The sequence below is a fragment of the Nocardioides sp. Soil774 genome (assembly GCF_001428125.1).
GTDB lineage: Bacteria > Actinomycetota > Actinomycetes > Propionibacteriales > Nocardioidaceae > Nocardioides.
Genome location: NZ_LMSM01000001.1, coordinates 58,689 through 73,656, shown reverse-complemented (window position 1 = coordinate 73,656; position 14,968 = coordinate 58,689). Strand labels below are relative to the sequence as shown.

Sequence of the window (14,968 nt, the reverse complement as noted above, 5' to 3'; positions counted from 1 at the left end):
GTGCGGTGCTGGCGGATCAGGGGTTGTTGAGGACCGGGAGCGCCCGGCCCATCGTGGGCGACTGCAGCGTGGCCTCGAGCAGGTGCTTTCCGAGCAGGCTCTCGTCGGGGAGCTCGACGGGGTAGTCGCCGGTGAAGCAGGCGGTGCAGAGCGTGTCGCGCGACTGCTTCGTGGCGTCGATCATCCCGTCGAGCGAGATGTAGCCGAGGGTGTCGGCCCCGACGCTGGCGGCGATCTCCTCAGGGGTCAGGCCGTTGGCGATCAGCTCGGCGCGGGTGGCGAAGTCGATGCCGTAGAAGCACGGCCACTTCACCGGCGGGCTGGAGATCCGCACGTGCACCTCGAGGGCGCCGGCCTCGCGGAGCATCCGCACCTGCGCACGCTGGGTGTTGCCGCGCACGATCGAGTCGTCGACCACCACGATCCGCTTGCCGCGGATCATGTGCTCGAGCGCGTTGAGCTTGAGCCGGATGCCGAGCTGGCGCAGGGTCTGGCTGGGCTGGATGAACGTGCGGCCGACGTAGGCGTTCTTGACGAACCCCTGGCCGAACGGGATCCCGGACTCCTCGGCGTACCCCGCTGCGGCAGGCGTGCCGGACTCCGGCACGGGGATGACGAGGTCGGCCTCCACCGGGAACTCGCGCGCGAGCTGGCGACCCATCTCGACCCGCGACTCGTGCACACTGCGGGCGCTGATCGTGGCGTCGGGGCGGGCCAGGTAGACGTACTCGAAGACGCAGCCCTTGCGGTCGGCCTCGGCGAACCGGTGGGAGCGCAGGCCGTTCTCGTCGATGACGATCATCTCGCCGGGCTCGACCTCGCGCACCACGCTGGCGCCGATGGTCGCGAGCGCGGCGTCCTCGCTGGCCACGACCCACCCGCGGTCCAGGCGGCCGAGCACGAGCGGGCGGATGCCCTGGGGGTCACGGGCGGCGTAGAGGGTGCCCTCGTTCATCCAGACGAAGCAGAAGGCACCGCGCAGCTGCGGCAGCACCTCGAGCGCCCGCTGCTCGAGCGAGGTGTCGGGGTGGTGCGCGAACAGGGCGGTGACCAGGCTGGTGTCGTTGGTCGCGCCCACGACGCCCTTGATCTCGAGCTCGCCGGCGGGGCCGGGGAGGTCGGACACCATCTGGGCGAGCTCGTGGGTGTTGATCAGGTTGCCGTTGTGGCCCAGCGCGATCGAGCCGTCGACCGTGGGGCGGAACGTCGGCTGCGCGTTCTCCCAGGTCGAGGCGCCGGTCGTGGAGTAGCGCGAGTGGCCGATGGCGAGGTGGCCCTTGAGCGACTCGAGCGTGGACTCGTCGAACACCTGCGAGACCAGGCCCATGTCCTTGTAGACCAGGATCTGGCGTCCGTTGCTGACCGCGATGCCGGCGGACTCCTGCCCGCGGTGCTGCAGGGCGTAGAGACCGAAGTAGGTCAGCTTGGCGACGTCCTCGCCCGGGGCCCACACACCGAAGACGCCACAGGCGTCCTGCGGGCCCTGGTCCTGGGGGTCGAGGGCCGTGGTCAGACGGCCGTCGCCGCCCTTCCGCTTGCTCATCGGCTGGGGCACGGCCTCGAGTCTACGGGCTGCGCAGGTGTCGTCTCACATCCGCGCGGCGCCGTCCCGGATGGCCTCCCGGATGCGCGTGTACGTGCCACAGCGGCAGATGTTGCGGATCGTGTCGAGGTCGGCGTCGGTGATCGTGCCGCCCTCGCGCTCGACCTTCCTGACCAGCGCCACGGCGGCCATGATCTGGCCCGGCTGGCAGTAGCCGCACTGCGCGACGTCCTGCTCGAGCCACGCCTCCTGCATGGGGTGCAGGCCGTGCTCGCCCCGCTTGCGCTCGGGCACCTCGCGGGGCAGGCCCTCGATCGTGGTCACCTCGTCGTCCTCGTCGAGCTTGCCGACGGGCACCGCGCACGGGTTGAAGGCCTTGCCGTTGATGTGCGAGGTGCAGGCCTTGCACACGTTGATCCCGCAGCCGTACTTCGGGCCGGTGATCCCCAGCAGGTCGCGCAGCACCCACAGGAGTCGTACGTCGTCGTCGACGTCGACGTGCACCCGCTTGCCGTTGACGATGAAGGTCTGCTCAGGCATGTGATTGCTCCTCAGCCGTTCTCAGTAGGTGTGCCGGAGGCCGTTGCGCGGCGACTGCGGGATCGGGGGGACGTAGGACTTGGGCTTGAACGAGAGCGTGCGGTGGTTGATCGGGAACTCGGTCGGCATGGTGCCGGTGGCACGGGCGTACGCGCAGGCCACCGCGGCGAACGACGCGGCCACCCCGGCCTCACCGGCGCCGCCGGGCGAGGTCTCCTGCGACGGCATCACGATCACCCGCACGTCGGGCGGGGTGTTCCACTGGCGCGTGTAGAAGTAGTTGTCCCAGCTGGCCTCGAGGAAGTGCCCGTCGCGCAGGTGCAGGCTGGAGGTCAGGGCGAGGGCGATGCCGTCGTTGATGCCGCCCTGCATCTGGGCCTCGAGGCCGCGGGGGTTGATCGCGAGCCCCACGTCGATGGCGAAGGTGACCCGGGTGACCCGTGGGCCGGTGACGGCGTCACGGATGCGTCGGCCGGTGGTGGCCGGACGGGTGTCGATCTCGACCAGGCACGCCGAGACGCCCTTGTACTCCTTGTGGATCGCGATGCCCTGGGCGGTGCCGGGCGCCATCGCCCTGCCCCACTCGCCGGCCTGGGCCACCGTGTCGAGCACGGCGAGCAGGCGCGGGTTGCGCTGGAACTTGCGCCGGAACTGATAGGGGTCGAGCCCCATCGTCGCCGCGAGCTTGTCGACCACGAGCTCGCTCGCGACGCGTACGTCGGGTGAGTAGATGTTGCGCATCGAGCCGGTGTTGAAGCGGTCGTCGGTCTCCACCAGCGTCTGGGTGACCACGCCGAAGTCGTAGGGCACCTCCTGGGTGAGGGCGAAGATCGTCTCGGCGAAGCCGAGGTTGCCGACGCCGGCGGGGAGGTCGGCGGCAGCGGAGGTGATGATCTCGCCGAGGCCGTGGCGGTAGTCGGTCTCGACGCAGGTCAGCGACTGGTTGAAGGCCACCACCTCCTGGCCCACGACCTGGGCCTGGACGCGGCAGGTGCCCATCGGGTGCGTGCGCCCGACGCGGGCGTCGTCGGCGCGGTGCCACATGAGCTTGACCGGCTTGCCCATCTTCTGCGAGATCTCGGCGGCCTCGAGCGCGCCGTCGAAGAAGAGCCGGCGACCGAACGAGCCACCCGAGGTGACGACGTTGACCTTCACCTGGTCGGGCGCCATGCCGAGGCGCTCGGCGATCCGCTGCTGGGCCACGATCGGTGACTTCAGTCCGGACCAGATCGTCGCGCGGTCCGCGCGGACGTCGGCGATCGCGCTGTTGGTGTCCATCGCGGAGTTGCTGCGGAAGAAGAAGGTGAAGTCGCCCGAGACCGTCTTCGACAGGGGCGTGTCGGGCAGCTGCGGCATCGGCAGCTGGGCGGCGCGCAGCTCGGCGAGGATCGTCTCGTCGCTCTCCCCCGCGACCGGACCCTCCTTCCAGACCACGTCGAGCGCGCGCACGGCGTCGATGCACTGACCGAAGGTGCGCGCCCGCACCGCCACGCCGGTGCTCACGATCACGACGTGGGTGACGCCGAGCATCCGCAGCACGTCGCGCCGGTTGCGCACGCGGACCGGCGTGCCGTTGAGCGTGGGTGCGCGGCAGACCATGGTCGGCAGCGCACCGGGGACCTGCAGGTCGGTGGTGAAGTCCTTGCGACCGGTGACGGCCGCCAGTGCGTCGACCCGGTTGGTGGGGCGGCCCACGACGGCGAAGTCGCCCTGTGCCTTGAGCTGCACCTCGCGCGTGCTCGGCCCGGAGCGCGCGGCGCGGGTGGCGAGCTCGCCGTAGGACACCGAGCCGCCGCCGGGCGCGGTGACCACGCCGCCCTTGGCGGTGAGGTTGGCGACGGTGTCGCCGAGCACGATGGCGGCGGCGTCGAGGAGGGCGGCGCGCGCGACCGCGGCCGCGACCCGGATCGGGGTGTAGGTGGAGATCGTCGTGTTGGAGCCACCTGTCAGCTGGTTGAAGAGCAGCTCGGGCCGTGCCGGGGCCAGGCTCACCCGGACCTTGCCCACCGGCAGGTCGAGCTCCTCGGCGATCAGCATGGCGGTGGAGGTGGTGATGCCCTGGCCGACCTCGGCGCGAGGCAGCGCGAAGCTGGCGGTGCCGTCCTTGTTGATCGTCACCGTGATCAGGTTCGCCGTCGGGCGCGCCGCGTCGGTGAGCATGTCGTTGAGGTCGTAGAGCTCGGCAGGCTGCGGCCCGGTGGGGACCTGGGCCGCGGCGCGCGGCACGTCGACGAGCACCAGGTCTGCGGCGGCGACGAGGGTGGCGCCGCCCAGGACGTAGCCGACGAAGCGGCGCCGGTCGAGGGCGTACGGCGTCGCGCCGGGCTGGGCGGTGGGGTCGAGCTGGGGGTCGCGAGAGGGAGGCATCCGGGTCACCCGATCTGGTCGGCCCGGCAGCCTTCCGGGCAGAGGCCCCTCCCCAGGAACCGCCCCGCCACTGTGACAGCACCGCTGTCACGATTCAAGGTCTGTCCAATCTCGGAGACAGCAGCGAGCTCAGCGCAGGATCGCGCGGACCCGGTGGAGCGCGAGGCGCGCGGCGGCACGGCTGGCGGCCGGCAGCGGCACCGCGTCGAGCAGCACGTGCGTGCGGGTCCACGACGGGTCGGAGGGCAGCGCGCCCTCGGGTCCGGCGAAGTGGGCGGTGGACGCGCGCCGCATCGCCTCCTCGAGCCCGAGCAGCGGGCCGTCGTGGGTCGGCGACCACGTCTCGCCGGCGCGGCACACCATGTCGTGGCGCAGCGACTCGATCAGCGCCGTGACCGTGTGGAACGGCGCGGTGGTGACCAGTGCCGTCGCGAGGCCGACGAGGGTGACGGGAGCGACCGGTGCCGGCACCCGCACCCGGGACAGGCCGGCGGCGTCGGAGCACGCCTTCATGAGGTCGGGATAGGTGACGACGTCGGGGCCGCCGAGGTCGACGGCACCGGTCGGACCGTCGTCCGCGAGGGCCTCGTCCATCGCGCGGAGCACGTCGGAGACGGCCACCGGCTGCACGGACCGGTGCATCCACAACGGCACCGGCTGCACCGGGAAGAGGGTGGCGATCTGCCGGATGATCTCGAAGGAGGTCGACCCCGCGCCGATGACCACGCCGGCGCGCAGCGCGACCGAGCCCTCGATCGCCCCGAGCAGGATGCGCTCCACCTCGAGCCGGCTGGCGATGTGGGCCGACAGCTCGTCCTCCGGCACCTGCGGGACCAGGCCGGAGAGGTAGACGAGGCGGCGTACGTCGCTGGTGGCGACCGCGGACGCCACCACCTCCGCGGCGCGGCGGTCGCGGTCGGTGAAGTCGGAGCGGTCGAGGGAGTGCACGAGGTAGACCACGGCGTCGACGCCCACCACCGCAGTGGCGACGGCCTCGGCGTCGGTCACGTCGCAGCGGATCGCGCTCACCCGGTCGTCCCACCCGAACCGGTCGGGATCTGGTGGGGAGGACGAGGCCGCGACCACGTCGTGGCCACGCTCGAGCAGGTGCGGGACCAGGCGGGAGCCGACGTAGCCGGTGGCGCCGAGGACGAGCACGCGCATGCTCACGCCTCCCCGAGGTGGGCGAGCAGGTTGCGCGAGAACACCGCACCCATGTGCTTCACCACCTGCGCCATCACCAGCTCGACCGCCGGCCGCGCGAGGCCCGGCAGGGGCAGGCGGGTGGAGATCTGCAGGTCGATGGACACCTCGGTGCCGCCGCCGGCGTGGTCCGCCAGGACGTAGGCCCCCTCGACCGCCGTCGTCTCCTCGGTCCGGGCCGGGTCGTGGTGGAAGTCGATCCGCTCCTCCGGGCGCAGCTCCATCACCTCGGTGAACTGCGGCGTGACCGAGATGCTGAGGACCGGCAGGGACACCATGCGCCACGTCCAGCGGTCGCCGTCGACGGCGATCGAGGTGACGTAGGGGGTGAGCTTCGCGATCAGCGCAGCGTCGGTGAGCGCCGCCCACACCTCGCTGCGCGACGAGCGGAGCACCGCCGAGGACGTGTCACGGGCACGGAAGGTCGCCATGGCGCGAGGCTACCGAGGCCGCCCAGCGCGGCTCACCCGTAGGGACGCCCCTCGTGCAGCAGGAGAGGCCGCAGCTCAGCCCTGGGCCAGGCGCCCGAGGTTGCGCAGCAGCAGCGCCTCGGCCTTGACGACCTTCTCGAACTCCGCGAGGTGCAGGCCCTCGTTGGCGCCGTGGGCGCGGGTGTCGGGGTCCTCGACGCCGGTCACCAGCACGCTGGCCTGCGGGAACGCCTCGAGGAACTCGGCGATGAAGGGGATCGACCCGCCCACGCCCATGTCGATGGGGGCGGTGCCGTCCCATGCCTCGGCGAACGCCTCGCGCGCGGCGTCGTACGCCGGTCCGCTGGCGTCGATCTGCGTGGCCTCGCCGGTGTCGACCACCGTCGTGGTGAGCGTGGCGCCCCACGGCGTGTGCTTGTCGAGATGGGCCTCGAGGCACCGCACGGCGTTGGCGGTCGTGTCGCCGGGGGCGATGCGCATGCTGATGCGGCAGCGGGCGGCAGGGACCAGCGTGTTCGAGGCGCCCTCGACCTTGGGCGCGTCGAAGCCGGTGATGCTGATCGACGGCTTGGTCCACAGGCGCTCGACGACCGAGCCGGAGCCGATCCACTCGATGCCCTCGGCGGCGCCGGACTCCGCGCGCAGCCGGTCCTCGGGGTAGTCGACGTCGGCCGCGGGGCCGGAGTGCAGGCCCTCGACGGCCACGTCGCCCGCGTCGTCGTTGAGGCTCGCGATGACGCGGCTCAGGGTCATGATCGAGTCGGGCACCAAGCCGCCCCACATGCCGCTGTGCACGGCGTGGGTGAGCGTGCGGACCTCGACGTCCATCCGCACCAGGCCGCGCAGGCTCGTGGTGAGGGCGGGCTCACCGATGTCCCAGTTGCCGGAGTCGGCGATGACGATGACGTCGGCGGCGAGGCGGTCCTTGTGGGCCTCGAGCAGCTCGACGAGGGTGTCGGAGCCGACCTCCTCCTCGCCCTCGATGAACATCACCAGGTTGACCGGGAGCTCGTCGCCGAAGATCCGGACCGCGCCGAGGTGGGCGGCGATGCCGGCCTTGTCGTCGGCCGCGCCGCGGCCGTAGAGCCGGTCGCCCCGCTCGGTGGGCTCCCACGGCGGCGAGTCCCAGTCGGCGTGGTCGTTCTCGGGCTGGACGTCGTGGTGGGCGTAGAGCAGGACGGTCGGGGCACCCGTGGGGCCGGCCTTGCGGGCGATCACGGCGGGCGGGGCGCCGTCGTGGGCGCGCACGATCTCGCACTCGAACCCCTCGGCGGCGAACAGGTCGCGCGTGGCCTCGGCGCTGCGCTCGACCTCACCGGCGCGGGCCGGGTCGGCGGACACCGACTGGATGCGGACCAGGTCGTCGAGGTCGCGGCGGAGGCCGGGCATGACCTCGGCGAGACGTGCAGGGATGTCGATCGTCATGGCCACACCCTAGGTGCCGGGTCTCAGCTGTCGAGACTCGCCCAGTCGCCGCTGCGCCTCTCCATCATCAGCTGCCGCTCGGCGTCGGCCAGGCCGAGGCGGCGGTAGATCCCGATCGCCTCCCCGTCGGTGTCGGCGACGATCACGAGGGTGCCCACGCCGAGGTGGTCCAGGGCGTGCTGCCCGGCCGCGTGGACGACGGCCTCGGCCAGCCCCTTGCGGCGGTGCTCGGGGTGGGTCTCGACGCTCTGGAAGCGGGCCACGCCGTCCTCGGTCACGAAGATGCCGGCGGTCGAGGCGAGCTGCCCGTCGACGTACGCCCCGAAGCGGCGGCCGCGCCCGGCGTCGACGAGCCTGCGCTCCTGCGCGTTCTTCTGCCGCGCGTAGGCCATGAAGCGGTCCTCGGGGGTCTGCGGGTAGAGCTGCTGGCTGAGCCGGGCGCGCGCCTCCCAGTCCTCGTCGGACCCGAGCTCGCGGACCTCGGCCTCGACCTCGCGCGGCGCGCGCAGGGACGAGGCGGTGAGCACCGTCGCCACGTCGACGACCATGCCGGCCGCCTCGAAGGCCGCCCGGCACTCGTCGTCGATCTCCGCGGTGTCGATGCCGATGCTGACGTGGTCTGCCAGCGGGAACTCCGTGTGGAACGCCGCGACCACCTCCTTCTCACCGCCGGGCACGGGCGGCTGGGCCAGGAGGAGGAAGTTGCCCCAGAAGTAGGACGGGTTGTCGGGCGAGCGGACCACGAGGTGGGTGCCGCGGTCCTCCACCACGCTGCCGGAGGCGGTCAGCAGGGCCAGGTCGGTGCGGAATCCGAGGGAGCTCACGTGCATGTGCGGAGGCTAGTGGTTGACGATGTTGAGCGGCGCCTCGCCGGCCACCATGCGGCGCAGCTGGTCGCGCACGAGCGTGGAGATCCGGGGCAGCATCGCCGTCGTCCCGCCCGCGACGTGCGGCGTGACGAGCACGTCGGGAGCCGACCACAGCGGGTGGTCGTCGGGCAGCGGCTCGGGGTCGGTGACGTCGAGCGCGAAGCGGAGCCGGCCGGCGTGGCGCAGGACCGCGTCGGTGTCGACGACCGGCCCTCGGGCGACGTTGACCACCAGGGCGCCGTCGGGCAGCAGCGCGAGGAACGCGTCGTCGACGAGGCCGCGGGTGGCGTCGGTGAGCGGCACGAGCACGACCACGAGGTCCTGCTCGGGCAGCAGCGCGGGCAGCTCGTCGATGCCGTGCACCTGCCCGACGAGGTCGTCGTCGCGGCTGCGGGAGGCGACCGCCGTGACGACCGCCTTCATCGGCAGCAGCCGCTCGACCAGCGCCCGGCCGATGGATCCGTAGCCCAGCACCAGCACCCGCGAGTCGGCGAGCGACCGACGACCCGGCATGCGGCGCCAGTGCCCGTGCGCGCGCACCGCCTCGGGGATGCCGCGCAGGCTGGCGAGCGCCAGGCCCACGGCGTGCTCGGCGGTGGCGTCGTCGTGCACGCCGGTCGCGTTGCACAGGGTGACCCCCGCCGGCAGGCGCTCGGGCACGCCGTCGTAGCCCGCGCTCTGCAGCTGCACCACCCGCAGCCCGCGCAGGTCGTGGCCGCGGTCGATCACGTCGGCGCGGGTCGCGTAGTGCGGCACCCAGAGCTCGACGTCGCCGTCGGGCGGCGGGCCGTCACCGTTCCACACGACGACCTCGACGCCCTCGACCGGTCCGACCGCCTCCGCGAGCTCGGCGGTGGCGACGGCAGCCCTCACGACGTCGCCAGCGGGAGGTAGGCCGACAGGTCGGTGCGCTCGCCACTCGCGCGGACCGCACCGTCGTCGACGGCCTGGTGCCACGTCGTACGTCCGGTGGCGAGCGCGAGCCACGTCTCGGCGTCGGTCTCGATGACGGCCGGCGGGGTGCCGCGCGTGTGCCGCACGCCCTCGATCACCTGCACCGCGGCGAACGGCGGGACGCGCACCTCCACCGAGCGGCCGGGGGCGCGCACCTCGAGGACGGCCAGGTAGTGCTTGACGAGGGCCTTGGTGTCGGCCGTCGCCAGCTGCGCAGGGGTCAGGACCTTGAGTCTCGCGGGCACGTCACGAGGCTATCGCCGCAGCCGTCAGGCGATGCCGTCGAGCACCCGGACGATCGCAGTCCACGCGTCGCTGGTGGTGTCGATGACACCGAAGTGCCCGCCGGTGACCTCCACCAGGGTGGCATCGGCGCCCGCCGCGGTCGCCGTCTCGACGTAGTGCGCGGACTGCTCGAACGGCACCGTGTCGTCGTCACGGGCGTGCACCGCCCACAGCGGCACGTCGAGCGGGATGTTGCGCTGCGGGTCAGCGACGGCGTACGACGCGTCGTCGGGGCCGGCACCCATGAAGGCCTGCACCGCCCCGCCGCCGAGGCCCTGCTCGGCCGCGGTCGTGAGGTCGAGGACACCGGCCTGGGAGACCACGTGCGTCACCTCGAGCCCGCCGGGCCAGTCGGAGCGCCCGCGGGAGGCCGCCCACGCGGCGAGGTGGCCGCCGGCGGAGTGGCCGAGCGTGACGACGGGGCCGGTGGTGGTGCCGGCCATCGCGCCAAGGCCGCGGTGCACGTCGTCGAAGGTCTCGGGGAAGCCGCCGCCGTTGCCGACCCGGCGGTACTCCAGGTTGACGGTGGTCCACCCCCGAGCGGTGAGGTCCTCGGCCAGCGGCGTGCCGAGCGAGGCGTCGTACTGCGCGCGCCAGAAGCCGCCGTGGATGATCGCGACAAGGCCGCGGCTCGCGCCGTCGGGCTCGCGCACCTCGACCCACTGGCTCGGGTCGTCGCCGTAGGTGATGCGGTCGGGCGTCACGCGCTGCTCCTCGCGGATCGGGCTGGTCTCGGCGGCGCACCCCGCGAGCGTGGCCGCGCCGAGCCCCACCAGCAGGGCTCGGCGGTCGAGCAGCGGGTGCGGCATGGCGGTCAGCCTAGGCGCGGGCCCATCGGGGTCCGGCGCTCAGGCGCCGAGCACCGCCGGCATCGTCGCGCGCCACGCGGCCTTGGCGTCGGCGACGGGCACCTCGAAGGCGCCCTCGACCGAGATCGTGCCGCCGCCGGTGTGCCCGAGGGCCGTGAGCGGCACGCCGTGGCGCTCGGCCAGTGCGCACAGAGCGTCGGCCTGCTCGTCGGTGACCGTGACCAGCGCGCGGGCGGTGGACTCGGCGAAGAGCGCGAGGAAGGGGTCGCCGCCTGCGACCTCCCCGAGCGAGACGGTGACGCCGATGTCGTTGGTGAACGTCGACTCGGCGAGGGCCTGGGCGAGGCCGCCGTCGGACAGGTCGTGCGCGCTGGTGACGACACCGTCGCGCGACGCCTCCTGCAGCAGCGACGCGAGCGCCTGCTCGGCGGCGAGGTCGAGCCGCGGCGGGAGGCCGCCGAGGTGCCCGTGCACCACGTGCGCCCACTCGGAGCCGGAGAGCTCCTCGCGCGTCTCGCCGAGCAGCACGACCTGCTCGCCCTCGGCGGCGAAGCCGGTCGGCGTACGACGCGTGACGTCCTCGATCACGCCGAGCACGGCGACGACCGGGGTGGGCAGGATCGCGGTCTCGCCGGTCTGGTTGTAGAGGCTGACGTTGCCGCCGGTGACCGGGATGCCGAGCTCGAGGCAGGCGTCCTTGAGGCCGCGGCAGGCCTCGGCGAACTGCCACATCACGTCCGGGTCCTCGGGCGAACCGAAGTTGAGGCAGTCGGAGACGGCCAGCGGCCGCGCGCCGCCGGTGGCGACGTTGCGGAACGACTCGGCCAGCGCGAGCTGGGCCCCGGTGTAGGGGTCGAGCTTGGCGAAGCGGCCGTTGCAGTCGGTGGAGACCGAGACCCCGAGGTTGGTGTCGGCGTCGACGCGCACCATGCCGGAGTCTGACGGCTGGGCCAGGACGGTGTTGCCCTGGACGTAGCGGTCGTACTGGTCGGTGATCCACGACTTGTCGCAGAGGTTGGGCGAGGCGACCAGGCGGAGCAGGGTGTCGCGCAGCTCGTCGCCGGTCGAGGGACGCGCGAGCGCCTCCGCCCCGTCGGCCTGCAGGGCGTCCTGCCAGTCGGGGCGGGCGAAGGGCCGCTGGTAGGTCGGGCCGTCGTGCGCCACCGACCGCGGGGGTACGTCGACGACGCGCTCGCCGTGCCAGTCGATGTGCAGCCGACCGGTGTCGGTGACCTCGCCGACGACCACGGCCTCGACGTCCCACTTCTCGCAGATCGCCATGAAGGCCTCGACGTGGCCGGGCTCGACGACCGCCATCATCCGCTCCTGCGACTCGCTCATGAGGATCTCCTCGGGAGCGAGCGTGGAGTCGCGCAGCGGGACGCGGTCGAGCTCGACGTGCATGCCGCCGTCGCCGGCGGACGCGAGCTCGGAGGTGGCGCAGGAGAGCCCCGCGCCGCCGAGGTCCTGGATGCCGGCGATGACGCCGGCGGCGAAGAGCTCGAGGGTGCACTCGATGAGCAGCTTCTCCATGAAGGGGTCGCCGACCTGGACGCTCGGGCGCTTGGCCGGGCCGCCCTCGTCGAAGGTCTCGCTGGCCAGCACCGAGACGCCGCCGATGCCGTCGCCGCCGGTGCGGGCGCCGTAGAGCACCACCTGGTTGCCGGTGCCGGACGCGTTGGCGAGGTGGAGGTCCTCGTGGCGGAGCACGCCCACGCAGAGCGCGTTGACGAGGGGGTTCCCGGTGTAGGTCTCGTCGAAGACCGCCTCGCCTCCGATGTTGGGCAGGCCGAGGCAGTTGCCGTAGCCGCCGACGCCCGCCACGATCCCGGGCAGCACCCGCGCGGTGTCGGGGGCGTCCAGGGGGCCGAAGCGCAGCGGGTCCATCACCGCGACCGGGCGCGCACCCATCGCGAGGATGTCGCGGACGATGCCGCCCACGCCCGTCGCGGCGCCCTGGTAGGGCTCGACGAACGACGGGTGGTTGTGGCTCTCGACCTTGAAGGTCACGGCGTAGCCCTGGCCGATGTCGAGGACGCCGGCGTTCTCACCTATGCCGGCGAGCATCTTGCCTACGGGCGTCTCCTGCGGGATCTCGCCGAACTGCTTGAGGTGCACCTTGGTCGACTTGTAGGAGCAGTGCTCGCTCCACATGACCGAGTACATCGCCAGCTCCGAGCTCGTCGGGCGACGGCCCAGGATCTCGCGGATCCGGGCATATTCGTCGGCCTTGAGGCCCAGCTCTGCCCAGGGCTGCTCGCGATCGGCCTCGGCGGAGGCGAGCGCCACCGTGTCGAGGGTGCCGGTCGCGCCGGAGGTGGTCAGCGAGGACGGGGATGACTGCGGGGCGCTCGTGTCGGGCACGGCATCAATCTACCGGCGCCGCGACGTGGTCACTTCAGCAGTCCGTCGGTGAGGACCTCGAGCATTGGGCGCACCGCCGCGGGCTCGAGGTCGGACTGGTCGGCGACGGTGGCGACCCCGCCGACGAGGCGTGCGACCTGGAGGGACGAGACGTCGTCACGCAGGGCGTCACCGGCGCGCAGCCGGTCGAGGACCCGCCCGTTCGCTGCCTGGAGGACCACGCACTTGGTGCGGATCGGTGAGGCCTCGTCGCCCATCGCGCCGGTGATCTTCGCGGGACCGCCCTTGTGCACGCTGATGAGCCGGACGTACTCCTCGAACCAGTGGAGGAGGAGGTCGCGCGGACCGCCCTCGTACGCCAGCGCCTTGTCGGCGGTCTCCTCGACGTGGTCGACCCACGCCTGCATCACTGCGTCGATGAGGTCGTCGCGGGTCGGGAAGTGCCGGTAGAGCGTGCCGGGGCCGACGCCGGCCTGCTTGGCGATGAGGTCGAGGGAGGCGTCGTAGCCCTGCTCGCGGAAGACCTGTCGAGCGACCTCGACGATGCGGTCGTAGTTGCGCTGGGCGTCGGCACGCAAGGAATTCTCACCTCGGGCTTGCTAAACGGAGACTGTCTCCGTATTGTCGTGGAGGAAGCGGAGTCACCCTCCGGATCTACTGTACCTCGGCTCCCGTGGCCAGAACAGGACCGCACCCCATGTCATCCACCACCTCCCCGCGCACGCAGGGACCACGCCGCGAGCTCCCCGTCGAGCTCCCCCCGCAGGCCGGCCGCGCAGCCGCCGGCATCGCCATCGTCCTCGTCGCCCAGCTCATGATCGTGCTCGACGCGACCGTCGTGAACGTGGCGCTCCCCCGCATCGACGCCGACCTGACCTTCGGGCCGGCCTCGCTGTCGTGGGTGCTCAACGCCTACACCCTCGCCTTCGGCGGCCTGCTGCTCCTCGGGGGCCGCCTGGGCGACGTCTTCGGCCGGCGCCGCGCCTTCGCGGTCGGCCTGGCCGTCTTCACCGTCGCCTCCGCGCTCGGCGGTCTCGCGCAGACCCCGGGCCAGCTCGTCGCGACCCGTGCCCTCCAGGGCGTCGGCGCCGCGCTCGCCGCGCCCAGCGTGCTCGCGCTGCTCACCACCAGTGCCCCCGACGAGGCGGCCCGCAACCGCGCCTTCGCCCTCTTCGGAGCGGTCTCCTCGGGGGGCGCCTCGATCGGGCTGATCCTCGGCGGCCTGCTCACCGACGTCGGCTCGTGGCGCTGGACGCTCTTCATCAACGTGCCGCTCGGCCTGGCCGTGCTGCTGCTCGTCGGTCGCTTCGTCGACGAGACCCCGCGCCGCCCCGGACGCTTCGACCTCGTCGGCGCCGCGAGCGCCACGGTCGGTGCCGTCTCGATCGTCTGGGCCCTCATCGGAGCGCCCGAGCACGGCTGGGGATCGGCACGCACCGTCGGTGGCTTCGTCGTCGGAGCGGCGCTGCTCGCGCTGCTCGCCCGCACCGAGTCCCGGCACCCGCACCCCATGGTGCAGCCCCACCTGGTCCGCGACCGACGCCGGATCGGCGCCCTCGCGGCCATGGCACTGGTCATCGGCGCGAACCTGTCGATGTTCTTCCTGGTCGTCCAGTACGTCCAGACGGTGCTCGGCTTCGGGCCGCTCGCCTCGGGCTTCGCCTTCCTGCCCTTCAGCCTCGGCATCTTCGCGATGTCCCGGCTCACCCCGTGGCTGATCGCCCGGGTCGGCCCGCGCGCGATGCTGATGACCGGCACCGCTGCCCTCGCGGTCGGCTACGCGTGGCTCAGCGGCGTGGGCGTCGGCGACACCTACCTCGGTGCGGTGTTCGGCCCGATGCTGATCGCCGGCCTGGCGACCGGCCTGGTGTTCATGCCCATCACCGTCACGGTGCTGTCCGGCGTCGAGCACGAGCACGCCGGCTCGGCCTCGGGCCTGCTGCAGACCACGCAGCAGCTCGGCAGTGCGGTGGGCGTCGCCGTGATCGTCTCGGTGTACGCCGCCGGCGCGGTGCCGGGTGAGTTCGTGCCCGGGCTCCAGGCAGCCTTCCTCACGTCCTCGGGCTTCGCGGCCCTGGCCCTCGTGGTCGTCGCGACGGTGCTGCGCGCGCGGCGGACCGAGCCGGCCACGTCGGCCCTCGACCCCGAGGCCGAGGTGGTCGCCGAAGCGGCGTGACC

Annotated in this window: 13 protein-coding genes; 1 reads left to right on the top strand and 12 read right to left on the bottom strand. The window is 72.7% G+C overall.

Going from position 1 to position 14,968, the window contains the following annotated elements:
* Positions 1 to 16 precede the first annotated feature (16 nt).
* The 12 genes from purF to ASG76_RS00305 all read right to left on the bottom strand — a co-directional run bounded on the left by purF (position 17) and on the right by ASG76_RS00305 (position 13,368).
* A complete protein-coding gene (purF, locus tag ASG76_RS00360) occupies positions 17 to 1,543 on the bottom strand; it encodes an amidophosphoribosyltransferase (protein WP_056599406.1) in 1,527 nt (508 codons plus the stop codon).
* 45 nt (positions 1,544 to 1,588) lie between these two features.
* Complete coding sequence (locus ASG76_RS00355) at positions 1,589 to 2,083, bottom strand: (2Fe-2S)-binding protein (protein WP_056598357.1); 495 nt, start codon at positions 2,081 to 2,083, stop codon at positions 1,589 to 1,591.
* A gap of 21 nt (positions 2,084 to 2,104) precedes the next feature.
* Positions 2,105 to 4,450, bottom strand: coding sequence for a molybdopterin cofactor-binding domain-containing protein (locus ASG76_RS00350; protein WP_056598356.1), 2,346 nt, complete (start codon positions 4,448 to 4,450; stop codon positions 2,105 to 2,107).
* Positions 4,451 to 4,579: 129 nt separating this feature from the next.
* Entirely contained in the window at positions 4,580 to 5,614 is a 1,035-nt protein-coding gene (locus tag ASG76_RS00345) for an NAD(P)H-binding protein (protein ID WP_056598355.1), read from the bottom strand.
* A 2-nt stretch (positions 5,615 to 5,616) separates the two neighbouring features.
* Positions 5,617 to 6,084, bottom strand: a complete 468-nt coding sequence (locus ASG76_RS00340; protein ID WP_056598351.1) for an SRPBCC family protein — start codon at positions 6,082 to 6,084, stop codon at positions 5,617 to 5,619.
* A 75-nt stretch (positions 6,085 to 6,159) separates the two neighbouring features.
* Positions 6,160 to 7,509 (bottom strand): dipeptidase, encoded by a 1,350-nt coding sequence (locus tag ASG76_RS00335; protein WP_056598347.1) that lies wholly within the window; start codon positions 7,507 to 7,509, stop codon positions 6,160 to 6,162.
* 23 nt (positions 7,510 to 7,532) lie between these two features.
* Positions 7,533 to 8,339, bottom strand: coding sequence for a GNAT family N-acetyltransferase (locus tag ASG76_RS00330; RefSeq protein ID WP_056598344.1), 807 nt, complete (start codon positions 8,337 to 8,339; stop codon positions 7,533 to 7,535).
* A gap of 9 nt (positions 8,340 to 8,348) precedes the next feature.
* The gene (locus ASG76_RS00325) at positions 8,349 to 9,251 is read right to left on the bottom strand and encodes a 2-hydroxyacid dehydrogenase (RefSeq protein ID WP_056598342.1); all 903 of its coding nucleotides are present in this window, start codon (positions 9,249 to 9,251) and stop codon (positions 8,349 to 8,351) included.
* Entirely contained in the window at positions 9,248 to 9,577 is a 330-nt protein-coding gene (locus tag ASG76_RS00320) for a sterol carrier family protein (protein ID WP_056598340.1), read from the bottom strand. Before ASG76_RS00320 ends, ASG76_RS00325 begins: the two co-directional genes overlap by 4 nt.
* 24 nt (positions 9,578 to 9,601) lie before the next feature.
* Positions 9,602 to 10,426 carry an alpha/beta hydrolase gene (locus ASG76_RS00315; protein ID WP_056598337.1) on the bottom strand — a complete coding sequence of 275 codons (825 nt, stop codon included), beginning with the start codon at positions 10,424 to 10,426 and terminating at the stop codon, positions 9,602 to 9,604.
* Positions 10,427 to 10,465: 39 nt separating this feature from the next.
* Entirely contained in the window at positions 10,466 to 12,751 is a 2,286-nt protein-coding gene (purL, locus tag ASG76_RS00310; protein WP_056599404.1) for a phosphoribosylformylglycinamidine synthase subunit PurL, read from the bottom strand.
* A 68-nt stretch (positions 12,752 to 12,819) separates the two neighbouring features.
* Entirely contained in the window at positions 12,820 to 13,368 is a 549-nt protein-coding gene (locus ASG76_RS00305) for a TetR/AcrR family transcriptional regulator (RefSeq protein WP_056598333.1), read from the bottom strand.
* Between the two features lie 119 nt (positions 13,369 to 13,487).
* Here ASG76_RS00305 and ASG76_RS00300 point away from each other — a divergent pair, with 119 nt between their 5' ends.
* On the top strand, positions 13,488 to 14,966 hold the full coding sequence (locus tag ASG76_RS00300; RefSeq protein WP_056598330.1) for an MFS transporter: 1,479 nt from the start codon (positions 13,488 to 13,490) through the stop codon (positions 14,964 to 14,966).
* Positions 14,967 to 14,968: the final 2 nt, after the last annotated feature.

What these genes read in the sequence shown, in the direction of transcription:
- ASG76_RS00345 (WP_056598355.1), bottom strand. Translation starts at nt 5,614, where the DNA reads ATGCGCGTGCTCGTCCTCGGCGCCACCGGCTACGTCGGCTCCCGCCTG.
- purF (WP_056599406.1), bottom strand. Translation starts at nt 1,543, where the DNA reads ATGAGCAAGCGGAAGGGCGGCGACGGCCGTCTGACCACGGCCCTCGAC.
- ASG76_RS00355 (WP_056598357.1), bottom strand. Translation starts at nt 2,083, where the DNA reads ATGCCTGAGCAGACCTTCATCGTCAACGGCAAGCGGGTGCACGTCGAC.
- ASG76_RS00330 (WP_056598344.1), bottom strand. Translation starts at nt 8,339, where the DNA reads ATGCACGTGAGCTCCCTCGGATTCCGCACCGACCTGGCCCTGCTGACC.
- ASG76_RS00340 (WP_056598351.1), bottom strand. Translation starts at nt 6,084, where the DNA reads ATGGCGACCTTCCGTGCCCGTGACACGTCCTCGGCGGTGCTCCGCTCG.
- ASG76_RS00315 (WP_056598337.1), bottom strand. Translation starts at nt 10,426, where the DNA reads ATGCCGCACCCGCTGCTCGACCGCCGAGCCCTGCTGGTGGGGCTCGGC.
- ASG76_RS00300 (WP_056598330.1), top strand. Translation starts at nt 13,488, where the DNA reads ATGTCATCCACCACCTCCCCGCGCACGCAGGGACCACGCCGCGAGCTC.
- ASG76_RS00335 (WP_056598347.1), bottom strand. Translation starts at nt 7,509, where the DNA reads ATGACGATCGACATCCCTGCACGTCTCGCCGAGGTCATGCCCGGCCTC.
- ASG76_RS00350 (WP_056598356.1), bottom strand. Translation starts at nt 4,450, where the DNA reads ATGCCTCCCTCTCGCGACCCCCAGCTCGACCCCACCGCCCAGCCCGGC.